The organism is Glaciimonas sp. GG7 (genome assembly GCF_052976905.1).
On the sequence record NZ_JBRIIQ010000184.1, the window covers coordinates 1 to 3,442 of the forward strand.

General features: G+C 47.1%; 3 protein-coding genes. 2 read left to right on the top strand and 1 reads right to left on the bottom strand.

Annotated features, from left to right (window positions below):
- The coding region (locus tag ACVBEF_RS20845; RefSeq protein ID WP_447125815.1) for a hypothetical protein at positions 1-326 on the top strand (326 nt) is incomplete at its 5' end.
- A gap of 265 nt (positions 327-591) precedes the next feature.
- Here the strand turns inward: ACVBEF_RS20845 and ACVBEF_RS20850 are convergent.
- Positions 592-927, bottom strand: coding sequence for a hypothetical protein (locus ACVBEF_RS20850; RefSeq protein WP_447125816.1), 336 nt, complete (start codon positions 925-927; stop codon positions 592-594).
- Between the two features lie 537 nt (positions 928-1,464).
- Here ACVBEF_RS20850 and ACVBEF_RS20855 point away from each other — a divergent pair.
- Complete coding sequence (locus ACVBEF_RS20855) at positions 1,465-3,066, top strand: DUF4435 domain-containing protein (RefSeq protein WP_447125817.1); 1,602 nt, start codon at positions 1,465-1,467, stop codon at positions 3,064-3,066.
- Positions 3,067-3,442 lie beyond the last annotated feature (376 nt).

Genomic DNA, 3,442 nt, shown 5'->3' on the forward strand with positions numbered 1-3,442 from the left:
CAGTCGGTGATAGCTTCTCTAAGCGCCCGGTTCATCGAGCACGAATCGATATTGATTTTGACGAGAGAGTAGAAAACCGCCTGCCTGAAGTTCGGGCCGCTATCCCCCAACCAATAGCCGATCGCGTGTATGTGCTGGGAACGGCAAGTGAACCTGAGCGCTTAAAAGTCGCCATGGGTAAGTCGTTGGAGACCATCGGATTAGAAGCAGCACAACAATGCGCGGAAGAGAAAGACGATTTATGGCAGCATGCATTGTTACAGCACAATCAGGCTGAATTGGCCCGCCTGTCACGAGACATGCGCGACATTGTGATTCAAAAGTGATATTCCCCTGTCGATAAAACGGGTCGCAAACAACCGCTACCACTCCCCCGCCCTAACCGGACGCCGCACACTCTTTTACGCACCGTAGCCCGATAGCATCCAACCGGATCAGCCACAGCGCACACGCGCCATCGCCAGAATTGGACTGACATCGTGGGGCAAGACGCGCCACGATCATTTCGATATGCGTATTCGGTGCGCTGTCACCGAGATCAACAGCCTGCCTGGCAATCCAAAACAACCCGGCCCGACAGGCGCTGAAATATCAGCGTACTTTCGTGGCCTTGATGCCAGAAGCGCCGGACTTATTAAACGACGTCAATTTCTTATTCGCATGCTCATGCAAGAGCCAGGTAGACGCCAGCGCCAGTTGTTGCAAAGCGGCGATATGCGGACTCACTAAGGGCTTGGTGCTGGCGTCATGCTTAATGGTCCTGAGGTAACTATGCAGACCATGACAAACATCCGCCGTAACCGCTGCGAATTCGGCGAGGGAATAATCTTTTCCCTCCGCGTTTATCGGCTCAGGCGGCATTGCAGCTGCGGCGGGAAGATTGGTTTTAGGGAATTTTGATTTTTTCGGAGGCTTGATATTTGGCATCGATCGGTCCTTTAGCTAACGAGGGTGGGCGGCAAATGACGAGGGTGACAAACTGGCACAATACTCAAAAATCCAGCAAGCCCGAAGGCTTCCCCGCCACCGCCACCCATAAAGGACGACCGAAGGCGCAGCCCGCATAACGCGGTCTGGAGTATTGATAATCAGGTTGTCACACCTGTTTCCTCTGTGGAGGAAGGATGCAAAGATACTCTTGCGGAAAACTGAGGTCAATCGATAAATTTGCTATTCAGAATGGAGGCGGCTCGGTCGATGTTATAACCTTCGATAGGGCTTCAGAAGTTTGTGGTTTTCTATTCGTTTGACATAGTCGTAACCATCAACACAACCTGATTGTTACCGTAGTGTTACTTACATACCGGTACTAAGTACCGTATAAATTAAATGCTCGAACGAGCACCTATCTGCGGACCTAGTGAATTTTGCGCCAATAGCACGCATTCAGATTTTTGTTTCCTTTCACTTTTTCTGAACCGCTATTTATCCATCAATACCCCCCATTTATAGACCAATTGAACGATGACCGAAAAACGCCAACTGATCCTCCCTCGAAGCAGCAATACGAGGGAATATATTGAGATAACACAGAGCCTACTGCTAATCGGCGCAAACGGCTCCGGCAAAACTCGCCTTGGTACATGGATTGAGATTGAATCCCCCCAGCGCAAGTCTGTTCACCGGATTTCAGCCCAAAAGTCGTTATCAATGCCGGATTCAACAACGCCGGTTTCCATTGAGTTGGCAGAAAAAAATCTACTGTTTGGCAACGAACAATGGACCTATGAAAACAAAATGAATAAATGGGAGAGTAAGCCTGCCACTACTCCTCAAAACGATTACCAGAAGCTAATGGTTTATCTATTTTCGGATGAAACAGAAGCAAATGCTCAATTTAAAGTCACATATAAAGCTAGCACAACGAGAATTGATCCACCGGTAACAAAGATTGATATTCTCAAAAAAACATGGGAAAAAATACTCCCACACCGGGAACTAATAATAGGGGGTTTAAGGGTTCAGACGCGTGTTAAAGATCAAATTAACAAAATCTATAATTCGTCTGAAATGAGTGACGGCGAGCGTGTTATTTTCTATTTAATCGGTCAATGCCTAGCTGCTCCAAACAACGGCATCATTGTCATCGATGAGCCGGAGTTGCATCTTCACAAGTCTGTGCAAGCACCGCTTTGGGCGGAGATCGAAAGGCTTAGAAGCGATTGCCTCTTTGTATACTTAACTCACGATGTTGATTTTGCTGCGGCTCAGGAAGGTGCACAGCGCATCTGGCTAAAATCTTACGACGGAGATAGTTGGGACTGGGAACTTGTCCGAAAGGCTGATGAACTCCCAAACGAGCTTCTTATTGAACTACTGGGAAGTCGTAAGCCAGTCGTCTTTGTCGAAGGTGACAATGGTAGCCATGACGTTTCGCTATATCGTCTGGTCTTGACGAATTTCCTTGTAATTCCTCGGGGTAGTTGCTCGCAAGTCATTCAATCTGTAAAGGCATTGCGGGCTAACACCCAGCTTCACCGCCTAAACGTTTATGGATTAATTGATAGAGACCGACGACCTCAGATCGAGATTGATGCTTTAGAGCGAGACAATATTTTCTGCTTAGATGTAGCAGAGGTAGAGAATCTGTTCTGCACCCGTGAAATTTTAAGTATTGTAAGTACTCAACTTGCTCGTGATCCTTCCACGGATCTAAATACAGTTGTTAAGTTTGTCTTCAAACAGCTGCAGTCCGAACTAGATACACAGGTATCGCTTCGAGTAGCTGCAGAAATCAAACATCAACTTAATATTTTTGATGCGAGCGCTAAAGGGCAAACTGCATTGACTTCTGCACTAAAGAACTTATATCAATCAATCGACGTAGCCGCGCTGTACATTCGCTTTGATACTGAGCTCAAGTCTATTGTTGAGACACAGGACTATGACGCGCTGCTAAAGGTGTATAACCGGAAATCCCTCGCTTCCCAAGCTTGCGCCGCCTTAGGACTTAAACAAGGTGAACTGGCAGAGTTGGTGATTCGATTGGCAAGGACTGATCGAGTAGATGCTATCAGCACCGCTGTCAAAAGATACGTTGGTAGGTTTAGTTCCATAGTGACCTAACTCGTCGCTTAACACGGTTCCAAATGGGCCGACTAATTCAGTGGTTAACTTTGCCAGTGTCCGTTTGTGGTCGTTAGCTGTCGGTGACCCAAAAAGTCGAGGCTGTAAAAGAATTTGTGTAACTACTCTCACTTACCACCCAACAAATGCAGCCCATCCAACGTACCGCTTACACATATCCAAATAACAGTTTTTCCTCAATTTAAATGACGCCCTCCCCCTGATTCAGGACGATGGTGATGTTCTCGCCACCATCCGAATCAAAAGCGTTGGCATGCATGTGTATTTCGATACAGCACAACGTGTCAACTCAATCCGAACGGACTTTATGATATTTCACAAGCCAAATCTTATCTATCGGCTCCCCCACCCTCAA